10 protein-coding genes and 3 tRNA genes are annotated in these 16,155 nt (G+C 34.4%); 6 read left to right on the forward strand and 7 right to left on the reverse strand.

The features are described from left to right. Positions 1 to 75: 75 nt before the first annotated feature. The 3 genes from metK to ybeY all read right to left on the reverse strand — a co-directional run bounded on the left by metK (position 76) and on the right by ybeY (position 2,910). Complete coding sequence (gene metK / locus A1OE_RS00255) at positions 76 to 1,242, reverse strand: methionine adenosyltransferase (RefSeq protein WP_015087783.1); 1,167 nt, start codon at positions 1,240 to 1,242, stop codon at positions 76 to 78. A 538-nt stretch (positions 1,243 to 1,780) separates the two neighbouring features. Further along, entirely contained in the window at positions 1,781 to 2,419 is a 639-nt protein-coding gene (locus tag A1OE_RS00260) for a CBS domain-containing protein (RefSeq protein WP_015087784.1), read from the reverse strand. Then, positions 2,416 to 2,910, reverse strand: coding sequence for an rRNA maturation RNase YbeY (gene ybeY, locus A1OE_RS00265; RefSeq protein WP_044283318.1), 495 nt, complete (start codon positions 2,908 to 2,910; stop codon positions 2,416 to 2,418). Before ybeY ends, A1OE_RS00260 begins: the two co-directional genes overlap by 4 nt. A 1,446-nt stretch (positions 2,911 to 4,356) precedes the next feature. On the opposite strand from ybeY, the gene A1OE_RS00270 reads away from it, so the two are divergent. Both A1OE_RS00270 and A1OE_RS00275 read left to right on the forward strand, forming a co-directional pair. After that, positions 4,357 to 5,844, forward strand: coding sequence for a carboxypeptidase M32 (locus A1OE_RS00270; RefSeq protein ID WP_015087788.1), 1,488 nt, complete (start codon positions 4,357 to 4,359; stop codon positions 5,842 to 5,844). A gap of 275 nt (positions 5,845 to 6,119) precedes the next feature. Then, positions 6,120 to 6,785, forward strand: coding sequence for a DUF502 domain-containing protein (locus A1OE_RS00275; protein WP_015087789.1), 666 nt, complete (start codon positions 6,120 to 6,122; stop codon positions 6,783 to 6,785). Positions 6,786 to 7,669: 884 nt separating this feature from the next. On the opposite strand, the gene A1OE_RS00280 is transcribed toward A1OE_RS00275, so the two are convergent. From A1OE_RS00280 to A1OE_RS00290, 3 genes are all read right to left on the reverse strand, one after another. Then, positions 7,670 to 7,745, reverse strand: a tRNA-Ala gene (locus A1OE_RS00280). 90 nt (positions 7,746 to 7,835) lie between these two features. Continuing rightward, positions 7,836 to 8,201 (reverse strand): TIGR02300 family protein, encoded by a 366-nt coding sequence (locus tag A1OE_RS00285; protein WP_044283168.1) that lies wholly within the window; start codon positions 8,199 to 8,201, stop codon positions 7,836 to 7,838. A gap of 509 nt (positions 8,202 to 8,710) precedes the next feature. Beyond that, positions 8,711 to 9,154 (reverse strand): nucleoside deaminase, encoded by a 444-nt coding sequence (locus A1OE_RS00290; RefSeq protein ID WP_015087791.1) that lies wholly within the window; start codon positions 9,152 to 9,154, stop codon positions 8,711 to 8,713. A gap of 1,449 nt (positions 9,155 to 10,603) precedes the next feature. Here A1OE_RS00290 and A1OE_RS00295 point away from each other — a divergent pair. The 3 genes from A1OE_RS00295 (at position 10,604) to A1OE_RS00305 (ending at position 11,170) form a co-directional block, all read left to right on the forward strand. Beyond that, positions 10,604 to 10,677, forward strand: a tRNA-Pro gene (locus A1OE_RS00295). Positions 10,678 to 10,742: 65 nt separating this feature from the next. After that, the gene (locus A1OE_RS00300) at positions 10,743 to 11,048 is read left to right on the forward strand and encodes an NADH dehydrogenase ubiquinone Fe-S protein 4 (protein ID WP_044283169.1); all 306 of its coding nucleotides are present in this window, start codon (positions 10,743 to 10,745) and stop codon (positions 11,046 to 11,048) included. Positions 11,049 to 11,093: 45 nt separating this feature from the next. Then, positions 11,094 to 11,170, forward strand: a tRNA-Arg gene (locus tag A1OE_RS00305). A gap of 641 nt (positions 11,171 to 11,811) precedes the next feature. Here A1OE_RS00305 and A1OE_RS00310 read toward each other — a convergent pair. Continuing rightward, on the reverse strand, positions 11,812 to 13,239 hold the full coding sequence (locus A1OE_RS00310) for an amidase (RefSeq protein ID WP_015087797.1): 1,428 nt from the start codon (positions 13,237 to 13,239) through the stop codon (positions 11,812 to 11,814). A gap of 647 nt (positions 13,240 to 13,886) precedes the next feature. On the opposite strand from A1OE_RS00310, the gene A1OE_RS00315 reads away from it, so the two are divergent. Then, complete coding sequence (locus tag A1OE_RS00315) at positions 13,887 to 14,618, forward strand: Bax inhibitor-1/YccA family protein (protein WP_015087800.1); 732 nt, start codon at positions 13,887 to 13,889, stop codon at positions 14,616 to 14,618. Positions 14,619 to 16,155: the final 1,537 nt, after the last annotated feature.

Raw genomic sequence — 16,155 nt, forward strand, 5'->3', positions numbered from 1 at the left:
CAACTCGCATACTGTTAGGCTTGCAGTATAACAAATAGCCTAACTCTAACTAACAGTACAAAAATTTCCTTCTTTTTAGAAAGCTCTTTTGAGTTCGTCAACCAAATCAAGTCTTTCCCAGGTAAAGTGACCATCATCATCAGGATTACGACCAAAATGTCCATATGCAGCACTTGGTGCGTAAATAGGATTATTCAAAGCCAATCGTTCTCTGATTCCTCGTGGAGATAAATCGACTATTTCGCTGATAACTTTAGCTAACTTATTTTCATCGACATTATTAGTACCGTATGTATCGATGAAAAGTGATAGCGGATGCGATACTCCGATTGCATAAGATGCTTGTAGGACGCATCTCTCTGCTAGTCCAGCAGCAACAACATTTTTCGCTACCCAACGCGCTGCATAAGCAGCTGAACGATCTACCTTAGTGGGATCTTTACCGGAGAAGGCACCACCACCATGCGGTGCCGCACCGCCGTATGTGTCAACTATAATCTTCCGCCCAGTAATACCACAATCGCCATCCGGCCCACCAATAACAAAACGTCCAGTTGGATTTATATAGTATGATGTTTTGTCATCAATCCATTTATCTGGCATAACTTCTTTCACAAAAGGTAAAACCAAATTGCTCACATCATCTTGGGAAAGGTCAGGATCGTGTTGAGTCGAAACAACGATTGAGGTGCAATGCACAGGTTTACCATTTTCGTATTGTAGTGTGACTTGGCTTTTACTATCTGGGCCAAGGCCGTTTATGAAGCCGTTTTTTCGAGCGATAGCCATTTTGTGTAATATTTCGTGACTAAAATGGATCGGGGCAGGCATCAATACTTCGGTTTCAGTACAAGCATAACCAAACATAATACCCTGGTCGCCAGCACCTTCATTTTTATTATTGTCTCCATCGACCCCTAAAGCGATGTCGATAGATTGCTCGTGCAATATATTATCTAATCTAGCGGTTTTCCAATGAAAACCGTCCTGCTCATAACCTATATCTTTTACCGCAGCGCGTACAGCATCTTCAATCACTTTATGAGTGACGCTTGTTGGTCCACGCACTTCACCAGCTAGTACAATCCTGTTTGTAGTCGCCATAGTTTCGCAAGCAACTCGACTGCATGGGTCAGCTTTTAGATAAAGATCAACCACTGTGTCGGATATCCGATCACATACCTTATCAGGGTGCCCATCTGAGACAGACTCGCTTGTGAATAGATATCTATCCTTAGTCAATACACCCTCCAGCTAATAATCTATAATTCTTTCGAATAATGTTGTACAATAACTTAGCGTAGCACTATACCAAAAGATAGTAATTTCAATACAGAATCTCTAGTAAACTATATTCTCTACATGTCAAGACAAAATTCTTATTTTGTCCAGAAATCGTAATAGCAGAATTTTACAAAAAATGCTCACCGGCAATAAAATTTTATTGCCTTAGCCTGCTTTCTATGATATACTCAAAACTATTTTTCCGTTAAAAATAAACCACATACACACTAATTGTCTAACTTCCTATTTTAACTTTAAGCATCTTAAATCCTATTTAAAATATCTTAAAAAGGAGGTCTATAAAAAGATTAGTAAAACGTGTTATTACTTCCTATCACGATAACTTGTCAAATCAATTCAATTGCTGCGATTCCTACCTTTACTAGATTTATAACTAAAAATCAAACGAATCGATTTACTGTAATGAGGGATTTTGGCTGATATTATGTTGGAATTAGCAAAGTTGATTTCTTCTAAGGTCTTTAGGCAATATATGTTATTTAGATTGTTCTAGTGAGCCTTGTTTTTGAGTTGTGCTGTTTTTATCGTCAAGAAGTTTTCTTATCAGATCTTCGACTGCAATTAGTCCATCAATACCACCATACTCGTCAACTACTAGAGCCATGTATCTTTGGGTTATGCGCATTTCTTGTAACAACTCTAGTGCACGTGAAGAAGGAGCTACAATCATAATATCACGAACTAATGCTCCTACAGATACATCACACCCTTTGTTTATATTGGCCAGTACGTCTTTTATATGTGCCATACCTATGACATCATCTAGAGAATCTCGATAAACTGGAATGCTACTATGATCACTATCAATCATTTGCTGTAGCATAACTGATAAATTAGTGTTTTGACTAACAGCTAAAATATCAGCACGCGGTATCATAAGATCTTGAGCAGTAATGTCGCGCATGTTGATCAGATTGCGGATAATGTTTACTTCGTTCGAGTTGAGTCCTGATGCGCTTTCGCTAATTAATGAGATTAGCTCCTCCGACGAGGAGCTAACGGCCGAGATTTCATTATGTCCAAGGCCAATTGAGCGCATAAGAGTAAACCATACTTCTGCAAGTAGGCCGCGATATGAGTTGCTGTTATTGTCGCATACGGTGTTTTCACTCATGGAACTATATCGTGTTCATCACAGACATAGGGATTGGCTATTCCGAGCTCATTTAAGATCTTTTTTTCTCGAAATTCCATTTGCTTAGCTGCGGTCTTGTCTTGGTGATCATAACCGAGTAAGTGGAGAGTGCCGTGAACTAGTAAATGGCTGGTATGGTGAATAAATGCCTTATTTTGTTCTCTTGCTTCTTGGATTGTTCTCTCAAATGCTAAAGAGATATCCCCAATGGGCTTTGGTCTTATGCTTGGAAAAAAAGTAGTTGGAAAGGATAAAACGTTGGTTGTATTATTGTGACCGCGATACTTGCGGTTAAGTATACGCTGTTCTTTATCACTAGTTAGCAATAGTGAAATTTCTAAATCTTCTTTATTCTGAGCATCAATAAGAGTCATGGAAACAGCTTGTTTTGCAATTTTAGATACATTAGGGATAGCAACATTCCATTCTGGAGATGCAATCGATATGTGAACTGTAATATTAGAACTCATTCCTGACAAATAGATATTTGATCGAGTAAAATTGTCATCCTTTGTAGGATAATTTTTTTTATTCATAATATTTTATCTACTGCTTAGGTAAAATATCCACTTAATAGTAGACATTGTATTCGTGCAAAAAAACTTATTACCGATTTCAAACGCTGAAATTCTAACTACTCTGTACTAGTTAAAGGTTAACCTAATGCTCAAAATTAATACTTTACTTATCCTCAAAATCAATAACTTAAATAATATTGTACTCACTCTGTTTATTAACAATAAATAAAATATTTATCTCAAGTTAGTTTTATATCGATATAGCTTATTTTAAGCGTACAGATTATTAAGTATAAGGAAAGCACGTATACTAAACTGTATTTAGTTGTTCATTTAACTTATTAAGAATAAGCAGTATTTGTAAGAATTAAATGCTCTACTGTTTATTGCTCGTGATAAACAGGATTTATTATTATTTTTAAGGTAGATATTTAGCGTAGCTGATTCAATGGAACAAACTGACATACTGATAATTCTTTAGATCAAACGTCAAGTACATTGCTGATTGTTATTTGAGTGCATTTCAGTAAAAATGATATACATTAAAGACGGGTTAGTATGTTTGGTAATCTTTGTTAAGTAGCTTAAAACCCTAAGAGTAATATACTCAGTTTTTAGTTCATGCACTTTTAATGATTAGCAGGAGAACTTTCCATCTTAATATTACGATAAGAATCAACAAAAAAATACTTTTTCGTGCAATTACAAACATGCTTGTTAAAGCATTTAGCTTACTAAAATGTATTGCTCTTTTAAAAAGATCTTGATGATCAAGTATTTTTGTAGTAAGAGTATCACCAGTTAGTGCTCAACAAGGGAAATTTACCCTAGATTATTTGAATTCCTCATAGTATGGCTTTTGGTGAAAAGTTTTTATTTTGAAATTTTTATGCTATTCAATCGGTCAATTGTTTTCTTTCATAAGGTAGTACATTCATAGTATCACTATATCTTCTTTTAATGTGAGTTAAGCATTAAAATGCTATAATTAGCAGTATTTGTTAAAAATCAAAGATTATTTGCAATTTAACTATTTTTAAGGATTGATCTTATACATTATTTTTAAGGATTAATCTTATACATCAAGTAAATATTGAATCCTAAAAAGAATTCTTAAAATGTTAAATCAACTTAAATATCTTTTAAAGTGCAATGTTTATTGACTAGTAATTGTAAAATTTCAATAATAAATTTGTGCATTTACAAACAATGAAAAGTCGATTTAACTATTGTAGTTTTTCAAAAATTAGTCCTGTGCATTATTTTCTATAGCTAGAGCTAGCGCAAAAACTATGCTTTTTTAGAAAAAATAACTTAATTTTGGTTTTTGTATAGCAAAGTTATACAATGAAGTAAAGGATAACTAGCCTTCTATTTGATTATCAAGGGAGCTTAGAAATGACAGCTACTCCTGCTACGGAGGCTTTGGAGGCTCGATTTCGCCGTATATCTGCCCTTTCAGGAATTGCTAGCGTACTAATTTGGGACCAATCTGTATTAATGCCGTCTGGTGGATGTGAAGCAAGAGCAGAACAACTTGCGAATCTCTCAGTTTTGCGGCACGAACTTTTGACTGCACCAGATGTTGCTGAACAACTCGCTACCGCCGAGGAAGAAATGCTAGAAGGTTGGCGAGCCGCTAATTTATTAGAAATGCGTCGCTTATATTTTCATGAAATTGCTTTGTCTTCAAAACTAGTTGATGCTTTGTCTCGTGCAAGTTTGCGTTGTGAAATTCTGTGGCGTGAAGCTCGCGCTGAAGCTAATTTTTCTATTGTACTAAAAGCATTAGCTGAGCTAATTGCTTTGATTCAGGAGGAAGCTACAGCTAAAGCTGAAATAATGAAAATTAGTCCTTATGAAGCTTTGCTTAGAAGATACGAGCCTGCATGTTCGATCAACAGTATCGAAAAATTGTTTGGCGAATTAGAAGACCAGTTGCCATCGTTGCTTAATTCTGTACTAGAGTACCAAGCTACTCGAAGTGATCCAGTGCAGCCGCAAGGACCATTTCCCATCGCTATCCAACGTGCGTTGTCTCGAATGGTAATGCAGGCAATTGGATTTAATTTTAATTACGGCCGATTAGACGAAGCTCTGCACCCGTTTTGCGGTGGCGTACCAGACGATGTACGCATTACTACTCGCTACGAAGATAGCAGTTTTATTAGTGCTATTATGGGTATTATCCATGAAACTGGCCATGCATTATATGAACGCGGTTTACCTCTTGCTTGGCGTACCCAACCAGTAGGATCTGCTCGTGGTATGATAATGCATGAAAGTCAATCATTGCTTATGGAGATGCAAGCTTGTCGCTCAGAAGCTTTTCTTGATTTATTGTCAGATTGGGCGTGCTCAGCATTTAGTATAAGTTTAGAGCCAAAAAATTTATTTCGGATATGTACTAAGGTAAAACGCGGTTGTATTCGCGTGGAAGCGGACGAAATAACTTATCCGTTACACGTGATTGTGCGTACTCGCCTTGAGCGGGCCATGCTATCAGGTGATCTGCAAGTTGCTTATTTACCGTCAACTTGGAATGCGGAAATGAATGAGTTAATCGGTGTAACGCCCCCAAATGATGCTATGGGTTGCTTGCAAGATATTCATTGGTATGACGGAGCTTTTGGGTATTTTCCAATGTATACTTTGGGCGCGATAACAGCAGCTCAAATTTTTCAAGCGGCAGTTCGGGATGAGCGATGTATTCCTGAAGCGATTGGGCGAGGAGATTTTAAACCTTTAGTAGAATGGTTAGCCAGAAATATTCATGATTTAGCCAGTTTTAAGAGTACAGAAGAAATCATTAATATGGCTACAGGAGCAAATCTGAGTACTGTACCATTCTTATCACATATCAAGAATCGCTATCTTGATGAATAGTTTAGATTAAATCTTTTTTTTAAAATGTATTGTTTTACAATAAGCAATATTACTCTTTGTTAAATAACCAATACGAATCGACTTATGCTTATGTATTGATTTTTTGTGCATGAATTGAAAGCATCACTGCTTTATGCTGACATTTACGAAAATGCTAATTAATAATATTGTACGCAATGACCGGATTATTTATTTTCCCAGCAGGTTGAAATTTACCTTGCTGTCTAGATAGTAGTTATTGATTTGCCTCCTTATCTCAAAGGATATAATATCACATGAAGTCTAGTTTTAAGGCTGTAATGTTTTTACGACTGCGGACTTATTTCTTGGCTGGAGTGGTTGTTACAGCACCGATTGGCATTACATTATACATTGCCTGGTTGATCATTAATATTATCGATGATCGGGTAACTCCTTTGATACCTGTTCGTTACAATCCAGAAACTTATTTACCTTTTGATATTCCTGGTTTTGGAGTTATAGTTGCTGTTGCTGTACTGACAATTATCGGTGCTTTTACAGCAGGATTAGTTGGTCGTTGGCTGGTTAGCCTTTCTGAGCGATTAATGGCTCGTATGCCTTTAATTCGCAATATTCATAGTGCTTTAAAGCAGATTTTGGAAACTGTTCTTGCGCAACAGTCTAAGGCTTTTCGCCAGGTTGTAATGATTGAATATCCACGCCGAGGTATTTGGGCAATAGGATTTTTGACTAGTGATACTGTAGGCGAGGTACAGAATATAACAACAGCGGATGTCGTGAATGTGTTTTTACCAACTACCCCTAATCCAACTTCAGGTTTTCTGCTATTTGTGCCGCGCAGGGATTGCTATGTACTTTCCATGACAGTAGAAGAGGGGATAAAGATGGTAGTATCAGGAGGTATCATTACACCACCAGACCATAGTAGTTCTAAAAAAAGCATTTCGACTTTGCGATGATTTTTTTTCACTTGCGATTTAAAATATACATTTGAGTTAAGATCACGTAGTAGTTTATTATTGTAATAGATAATCAATAGCGGAAGGATATATCGATAATTAATTTAGTTAAATCTGGGTATTCTTAATTTGCCGCAAAAAAGCAATTTCTCTGATTAGAATTTCAATTTTCCTTATAGTAAACACATTAAGTGCTGTTTTTATTATGAAGAGAAATTAATTTACTAATTAATTATTAGTTTGCTTAGGCTACACGCCAATACATTAAACGTTTATATTACGTAAAGTTAATTGGATAATATTAAAGCTTAGAGGTATTTATGATTATAAAAATTGTTTAGATAAACGAAAAAAATTTTCGCTACCTGTATATTAGGAACTAGTAAGGTAATATTTTTTTTAAAATCATTCCTTGCTTCAACTATAGCTTTAATGCAAGAATGACCGATCATACTTTTATAAGTGAGAGTCAAAATAAATTAGGCTAAATCCATAGTAATTTATTGTAACTTTTAACATTGATAAAATAGAATTTCAATTTTTACTTAGTCAATCCACTCTGCTTCAATCGGATAGCACCAGGATTAGATAAATATTATCTAGTAATATTATCTAGTTTTGCAGAATAGAAATAATCTTTAAGAATTTAAATCGGTTAGTTATTCTTAATACAAAAGACGATAATAGTAGCTATTGTAATTTTTATTATAAAATGACTAAGATCTTTCCTATATTTAAGTCGTATTGAGCTAAAACTTTACTCCATTTTATTGATGAAATATATTACGCCATTAAAAGCACTTTAAGTTAAGTATTGCTTAATAAAATTTTAAAACTGTAAAGCTCTTTAATTAAAGATGATTAATAGATAAAAGATATTATCTTGGTGGAGCCAAGGAGCCTCGAACTCCTGACCTCTACAATGCCATTGTAGCGCTCTCCCATCTGAGCTATGGCCCCTACTGCCGACTGCTAGATACCAAATAAACGCAGAAATTTTGCATCTATTTTACGAATTTCGATAAATCAATAAATTAATAATATAAAAAGTTATCTTGCTTCTTCTTCATCTGGTGACACATTGTCTTCAGTTATCGAATTGATTTGATCTTCCTTATTGTTACTATCATTGTTATCTTCTGTATGTATGAGAACATTATCATCAAGAAGATCAGCATTGCCCTCTTCATTAAGATCATTGTCGTTTTCAATTTCAAGATCGCTGGCTTCATGAAGCGAGAAGCTTTGTGTTTTCTCGCTTGCGATAATTCTTCTGCTGCGACGACTTTTCAAAATTGCTTCTGGGTCATATGAAGTATTGCATGTAGGGCAGGTAATGGGTAAATGATTAAGGTCGTAATACCTTACCCCGCAGGACTGACATATTCGCTTGATTCCCCATTCAGGCTTCGCCAAGGGTTGACTCCGCTGTAGTTAAAAAGACACTTTATATTAATGAATAGACAATGCTTTAATAGGTAAAGCAATTCAAAAAAACAAGCCGCTGAATCAATTAAAACTCATAGCATATAATTATGCTATGACTCTGATTCATTGTAATCGTATCAAATATAAACAAAATATAAGCCACCATACCAATCACCAGATTGGATTTCAATAGTCCGATTTGGTGCAACATAATTAAAGTTCATCGGAAAAAGCAAAATTGCAAACATTCGTATTAGTTAGTTTTTGTTGTTATGCGCGAAAAATTTAATTATTAATCATAATTTTTACTTATTATAGTTTATAGTCATTTCGAAGAAAAAAATATCCTTAATAATAATACAAATGAATTATTATTAGTATTTAGTATATTTAGTTAAGAGATTTAAACTTAGTTTATTAATTAACCACAACTTAAATACTAATTAACTTGTTCATTGATTATTGCTTAATTATACATGGCGGCTATTTACAATCGATCAATTATTGTTTTGTCTTCTAGTAATAAAAAATGCTTTAAGCAAACAAGATGCAGCAGTTTCTTCAACGCCACCAATAACTTCTGGTTGGTGATGGCAGGAAAGTTGGTTAAAGATACGTGCTCCATGTTCTACACCACCATTATTTTGATTATAAGCTCCAAAAATTAGTCGACGTATGCGCGCATGGGCGATTGCTTGTGCGCACATTGCACAAGGTTCTAATGTAACAATTAGATCGCATTGCATTAATCGAGGCGAGCCAATTATTTTAGCAGCTGCTCTTAATGCCAAAATCTCAGCATGACCTACGGGATCAGGAGGGCTTTCTACCTGATTATGTGCTCGAGCAATTAGTTGGCCAGATTTGTTAATTATTACTGCACCAACTGGCACTTCACCGGATTCAGCCGCAATTTGGGCAAGATTAAGAGCTATTGTCATCGGAGAATTTAATGAAGTGCTAGCTATTTTGTATTTAAGTTGATTTATACGCTTATTGAGCACTGTTCACTTAATCCGTTTGCACGATTTTATATTATATTTAACTTAATATTACTATAAGTACAATTTAATATCGAGATATGATTTTAGTTGCGTACTATTTCGGATTACAGGCAACGTAAGAAAGCAATGAACTAGGACATTATTAAGCGAGGACTGAGCTGGACTGCCTACCTCTCCCAGACCCAGCATGTAATATCACGCATCGTACGTGATAGTGCTGACATGTTAGATGCCATTCATGGTTTTTTTGACTTTAACGTGGATGCATACTTCTTTCCTTACAGCCGCCTATATAAGCCTTCTTACGTAAGGTATAGCTAAGGCGAATAAAGTGTGTACTGTTGATAACACATGCCAGCTCTTGATGGATAACAAGTCAATTCAGCAAATAAAGCGCTTATATTATGAGCAGTCAGAAAGTAACTATTTTTCGCCTGTCGTTCTAATGATGAATTAGCTGTTAGATACCCTTGAATTTACTTAAAATATTAATAATCAGCATGATTTCAAATATATTCGAATATACTAAAGATATTCCTTTTATAACATTAGGATTAGGAAGTCTATCATTTGCATTTTTAGTTTTTTAAGATATGATAATTAGTAAAATATTGGAAGTTTTATAGTAACCAAGAATAAATTTTATATTACTTATTATTATAGCATAATAATAAGTAATATATTCTCTTAATTGAGAATTAATGCTGATGAATGGTTAAAGATGACTGAATAAAAGAATACGGTTTAGCAATATGCTGCAAGTTTGTTAAATCGAACAGTTTAAATAAATTAAAGTGCTTTGATTAAAGCTGGTATTGCTCAAACTAATATTTTATTCCGATATATCAAGTTTGATTTGCAGCGAATTTTATTATGAATTAGTTTTGCTAGATGTGTCTAAAATTTTTCTAGATAAAAAAATATGTTTGTTAGGTAGCATTGTTATAAGATTAATTTACTTAAAATATTTAAAAGTTGTGGAGTTAATGCGCGTGTATTCTAATAAATAGGTTGTTAATCGAAGTTTTCGTCAAGAGATTAATTGGTCATTTTCAACTAGTACTGTTTCACTCAACAACGAGCTTGATAAAGTTTTACGTAATGACATATACAAACATATGATCTTGAATTGATCGCTGAAGATGAGTTTTGAAGTAGATATAGCTGATTATTACAGCTTCGTGTTTTCTTTAAGTATTAAATTGCTTATTTCCAGCAAATTATAAATGCTCTGTTGCGCACGTTAGAGTAATAATTCTGGGTATTGTATTAATGGCAAAAAAAACACAAGCAGACTAAAATTTTATACTTAATCGTGTGTAGTCTACGCTTGTAGCGGTGCTAGTCTGTAGATACTAAATCTTGTGCGCTAGCGTGGTTTCTTTGCGGGGTGTAGCGCAGTCTGGTAGCGCATCTGCTTTGGGAGCAGGAAGTCGGCGGTTCGAATCCGTCCACCCCGATCAAAGCAATGGCTGTGAAGATTTGATTTTGTCTAGCATCCATAAGATGTTAAGAGGTAGTTTTGATGATCTTTCGGATTTATAAACATGATAAAAATACACTAAACTTTTCTTGGAGCAAGAATAAATCTTGGATATTGGAATGCTGTTCTGAATCTCGTCGCATTCCTGAGCCGCTCATGGGATGGGTATCTGCTAAAGATACTAACGGTCAAATTTGTATTACTTTTGACAGCAAAGAAGAAGCTATTGCATTTGCAAATAGGAATAGGTTAGATTTCACTTTGCAAGATTCGCGTGAGCGCAGATTAAACCCAAAGTCTTACGCACATAATTTTGCCTTTAATCGACGTAGCCAATGGACTCACTGAATTAATCTGCTCAATAGCATTAATAGCTCTAAGCTACGCTTAAGGGTGCCCATAGCTCAACTGGATAGAGCATCCGCCTTCTAAGCGAAAGGTTGCAGGTTCGAGTCCTGCTGGGCACGCCATTTGTTAAAACTTAGTCGATCTTGTTGATTCGATTTATTTCTTTGTATCTGATTTATAATATTGTACACTGTTACAGTAAGAAAATATTTATTATGCTAGTATATATATTTAGAAAAAATCAGTTTCATTTTAAAATACAATTTAACTTAGACTTAATAGTTAAAGGCATCATGTTTGTTCTTGAAAAATTTTTTAATCAGCATATTTTTATATGCCTATTTTAATGTGAAAGTTAATATTTATGGCATTTACTTGAGTGTTTAGGAAACAGTTATCGACTTAATAATTTAAGCGTATTCAATACTAAAATAATCCAAATTGGGACATTTGTTGTCATACACAACAGTAAGATTTAAAAATTAATCTAAGTTATGTAAAATGGGAAAATAAAGGGTATTATAGAGTTAATATACGAATAATATTATTACTGATACCTTACCAAGAATTGTATAACTAATTTATTTATTTTAGTGTTTCTAATATCCAGAGACTAGCAGCATTACTTATTCCAGCTTTATTTCTGCTTTAGAAAATTGCCTACTCACTGATACCATTAAAAGTCTTTCTGGTATTATGTCGATAAACATCATAGAGTAATAATATTAGTTTTATGGCATTAATTTAAAAAAAAAGTTTTTTTTCATAATAGTCTTGGCCGCCTGAAAAACCACGGACGTGCCTTTTCAAGCTGAGATGCAAGACGCAATAACATATCTTCACGACCAAAACCAGCACCTATATGTATACCAATAGGTAAGTTTTGAGCGGGCCAGAAAAGCGGAACTGACATGGCAGGACAACCTGTCATGTTAAAAAATTGAGTAACTGGCATAGCTTGCCAGCTTTCTTCAAGAACGCTTTTTGCTGTAGCATATTCTGTATGAGTAGTCTTGATTTCTATTAAAGGGTCTGAGAGAACGGTAGATACCAGTATGTCGTAACGCTCAAAGAATTCTCCAAATTGACGACCAAGTTGATGAAAAGCAAAGATAGCGTTTGCATAGTCAATTGCTGAGAATTTTGCAGCGTATTCGGCAAAAGCTATAGTCATTGGTTCTACATCTCCATACTCAGCTTCGCGCCCTAGCTGAAAATATCGATTATCAAGCATTTGTTTTTGATTAGTCGAGACTATAGCGAGCATGGCTTTACTTAATATCTCTGTATTTACCATTGGAAATGCTTCTTCTACTGTGTGTCCCATATCTTCCAACAAACTGACAGCGTCATGTATAGCTGCTTTATTTACTGGATCTAGTTGCTGTTCGCCAAGACCTATCATGTGATAGGCAACACGCAATTTATCTGGCTTAGCTGTAACTTCTGCAAGAAAAGGCCGTGTGGGTGAGGGACAGCAATATGGGTCACCTAATTCAAAACCATGAGTGGCATCTAACATGGCAGCGCTATCGCGTACAGTGCGTGATATTACGTGCTGGGTAGCCAGTCCAGCCCAGCCCTCGCTTAATAATGGTCCTAGTGGGTTACGTCCTCGCGTTGGCTTTAATCCAAAGAGTCCGCATGTAGCGGCTGGAATACGAATTGAACCACCAGCATCACTGCCATGTCCCATAGGTACAATACCAGCAGCTACTGCTGCTGCAGTTCCTCCTGATGACCCTCCTGCTGAGTGTTCCAGCCCCCAAGGGTTGCGAGTAAGGCCGCAAAGTGTAGTATCGGTAGAAATACTAAGTCCAAATTCTGATGTCGCGGTACGAGCGATAGGAATAAACCCAGCTTTTTTTACCCGCTTAGTGTACGTAAAGTCAATCGGAGCGACAAATCCCTCCCAAAGCTTAGAGCCTGATTCTGCTAACCATCCTTCTTGCCAACAATCTAGATCCTTAAACACAAAAGGCACACCACCAAACGGTTGCTTGATTAATGGAGCGTATGTTTGAGCAAGAGCGACATCATCACGCCGGGAAACTATAGCGTTAATTTTTGGATTGATAGCGTCAGCCCGTGTTAGAGCAGCAAGGACTACTTCACTGGCCGAAACTTCACCTTTACGAATTAGCCTTGCTAGTCCAAGAGCATCTTGATCTTGATATTCATTAAAATACATTTGCTCGCTTACTCGCTATTTTTTCTGTATGTTATTCTTGTAAACACCAAATAAAATTGTCGTAATTGCGACAGATAATTCATAATGCATTAATGAAGTAAAGCTAAGGAATAATTTTGAAAAAAAATAATTACACAATAACTTTGCTATTAATACTAGTAATGCGGTGAAATAAATCAGACTGTTTATAGTTTTGCGTTTCTAATAATCTAAAAATACGCCTAAATAAAATACCTTATTAATATTACACGTTTTACTTTAGGATTTTTATAGACTAGCCGCGTTGGCGTAATTAATCATTTTCTTAAACATAACGAATAGTAGGATCTGTTAGTTTAATAACCGAATCTATGACCTGCATGATAGATGAAAATTAGTTCGAAATCAAAAAAAAAACACGCTAGGATAGATTATTTTTTATATTGTTCTTTTATTAAAATAACATACTTCGTTTTTCTTAGTTTAAGCAAAGAAAGCAATCTAATTAAACATTAACAAACATTTAGTAACATAAAACTATCAATTTTTGCGGAATTTTGTTGGTAAACTTTGGGATCAAAAAAAATAGTTGAAGCAAGTGCTTGCTGATCTTATTTTAAGCTAGAGTTACCCGGCATGAGCCGGGGCAGATTTAATGAGGTTATTATATGAATTACGATCGTCAAACAATGTCTCGGTCACAAGCTGATGTCGCTCGATACGATGTTGGTCTGCGCCAGTACATGCTCGGCGTTTATAATCACATGGTTACGGCCCTGATTTTAACTGGCGTTGTTGCATCTAGCACTGCTATGTTGTTAGTCCAGGACGGATCTTTGACCTCTTTTGGTGAAGCGGTCTATATGTCAGAACTGCGCTGGGTAGTTATGTTGGCACCGATTGGTATGGTGCTCCTGATCTCCGCACGAGTTGCAAGCATGTCGCTCTCATCTGCACGGATCTTGTTCTATATTTTTGCTTCTTTGATGGGATTGTCTATTTCCTCGATATTCCTTGTCTACGCTGGTGAAAGCATTGCTCGGGTGTTTTTTATCACCTCGGCAGCTTTTGCAGGTTTGAATCTATATGGATACACAACAAGGAAAATTCTTTCAGGACTTGGTACTTTTGCAGTAATGGGGTTGTTTGGAGTTATGCTGGCTAGCATTGTGAATATATTCTTAACATCTTCTGCTCTTCAATTTGCAATATCGGTTGCTGGTGTACTGGTATTTTCAATCCTAACTGCTTACGACACTCAGCGCATAAAGGATATGTATAGCGAAATAGATGGCTTTGGTGTTGTTGGTAAAAAGACAATGATTGGTGCGTTAACCTTGTATCTCGATTTTATCAATCTATTTTTGTTTTTACTACAACTCTTTGGTAATCGTGAGTAATTTTGTGCGCAGAAAGGAATTGGCTATAATTTGCTGATTCCTTTCTGTACCAAAGATTAATTATAGAATTGTTTTAATATTCTATAACAATGGTTATTTAACTTTACATTGTTGTTTTTGTGGAAATGAATCATTTTTTTTGTTTGTATCTTTAGGCGTTATTTGGCTCTGATAAAGCTAATTTAATTATTACATAAAATTAACTTTTGTTATAAAGATAGACATTTCTGTTGGGGATTAATTGCGCATTAAAGAAATTTATTGCTTTTTATTGCTAGTATAGATTAAAATTTTCTAATCAGTTTAGTTTTGACCATTATGCTGTATTGTTAAATTTGAGCCTTGTTTTATATGATCGTTATTTTTAATTAATTTGGCTTTATTTGAACTATTGAATAAATAGAATGATAATTTTACTAAACCAGTTTTTAACTGAATGGGCATCAGTATACAACAGTTTTTAATGTTTAATTGATTTTAGCTAGAGAGCAAGATTATATGTTTAAAAAAATTACTCATGGCTAATCATTCTTAGCATTATAAACATCTATCCTCAATAAAATTTTACAAAACATTTAATTAATTATTACATAAGTTTTTAATGTACCATTGTTTTTTATCTGAGTCAATAGCTTGGTTATCTTGTAAAAATATGACGTATTAAAGTCTATTATCATTTCGATATTTTTATTTGTCAACTGCAGCAAGCTTATTCGATAATGTAACTAATTTTGCTATAGTAAGAATTTTTGTAAAAAAATTGTGATTAATAAAGCAATGACTGGTTGAGTTAACTCGTAATATGCTTTTTGGTTCAATTATGGGGATATACAATCTCAAATTGAATTTGAGACTAACAGAGTTATAATAAAATTAATAGATTTATAGCTATGGCTAATCTTAATTAGTGTTTTTTTAATAAAGTATGTAACGTTTGTATGTTAGGGTAAGAGTGATGGGAAAGAAATTATTGTATGTTTATAGTGAGAAATTAACCAAAGCGCTAGTTTTCTTTATTAGCTGTATTTTACACTGTAAAAGTTTACTTATTATGTCAAGTAAATTAATAACAAAGCTAAAATTAAATCGGCTAAACTGATTTAATTGATTAAAATGTTAAATATTATGCACGAATAGCATATAAAGATTTGCCTATATTGGTACCTTATCTAATTATAAAGGCATGACATTCTTGCAATTTAATCGAAAAAAATAGAATACTTAAGCTGTTTTTTGAGAAAGGCCAATTATTTTTTTGTGTTATTCATTAAATAAAATTAATTAATTGACTGCTGTAAAGTTAGATTAGGATATTTGTACTTTTTAATTGAGACAATATAAATTATCTAGTTTAGTAATTAAATACTAGCTAACATGATATATCTATCACTTGTTTTCTATCACTTGTTTTTTATAGTAGAGTAATAGAATTATGTATAATGTAATTAACGATTATTATTTAGTAATTGTATTCTACTGTCGGTTAAACGTATTTTAATAATCAAACAATATAAATATTAGGATAGGATAATTTCCA

The organism is Candidatus Endolissoclinum faulkneri L2, assembly GCF_000319385.1.
Classification (GTDB): domain Bacteria; phylum Pseudomonadota; class Alphaproteobacteria; order Thalassobaculales; family Thalassobaculaceae; genus Thalassobaculum; species Thalassobaculum faulkneri.